General features: G+C 62.9%; 2 protein-coding genes. One reads left to right on the top strand and one right to left on the bottom strand.

Annotated elements, in window-relative coordinates:
- A partial coding sequence (locus tag C2L71_RS12090; protein ID WP_157938993.1) for a hypothetical protein occupies positions 1 to 329 on the top strand: 329 nt, incomplete at its 5' end.
- A gap of 40 nt (positions 330 to 369) precedes the next feature.
- Here C2L71_RS12090 and C2L71_RS12095 read toward each other — a convergent pair.
- A partial coding sequence (locus C2L71_RS12095; RefSeq protein WP_157938994.1) for a hypothetical protein occupies positions 370 to 701 on the bottom strand: 332 nt, incomplete at its 5' end.

A 701-nucleotide genomic window follows, 5' to 3' on the forward strand; every position in this document is an offset into this window, starting at 1 on the left:
ATTCCGTATCCCACGAGCTCGGTGATGGGCAATGGCATACGCTGCTCGAAAACGGCGCGTTCTATATGCGCACAGGGGCGGCGGTGACCGTGCAGCTCTACAACGTGACGGCCTATAGCGACAAGGACAGGTCCCTCGGCACGCTGCCCGCGGGCTACCGGCCGTCAGACAGCATCAGTAGCAACGCGGGGGCGGATCGCGCAGCCATGGGGCTGGTCGCCTCTGGGTACGACATCAGCTACGTCCGGGTCAGCCCGGGGGGCGAGGTCGTCCTGCCAAAGGGAGTGTCCGGCCCGATGACGGGGCAGGTATCGTTCCCAGCGCTATGATGCAGCGGCAGGCATGCGTGAGCTTTTCGGCGGCGTAATGCTATTTCCACCGTCCTTTGAGCAGCACGTCCATCCATACCGCCGCCTGCTGCTGCGAGGCCATGAGGGACGGTGAGCATGTGGTTTGGGTCGTGCTGTTATGTGCCCGCGCCCCCATGGCCACGCCGGTTCCGACCGTGCCGGATACCCACATGCGCGGCTGCTCTGCGAACTTGATCGGCAGGGAAAGGTCAGCAAAGGTGTGGACGTAGAACCCGCCGAAGCTGCTCTGCGCCTTGTGGTTCGGGTTGCTTACCGAAAAGTACACCTCCGCCTCTCCGTCAGGGTGTTTGAGCACTTTAGCGCCGGCCATTTCGATGTGGGATACGGAAT

This window comes from Enteroscipio rubneri (assembly GCF_002899715.1).
Classification (GTDB): Bacteria; Actinomycetota; Coriobacteriia; order Coriobacteriales; family Eggerthellaceae; genus Enteroscipio; species Enteroscipio rubneri.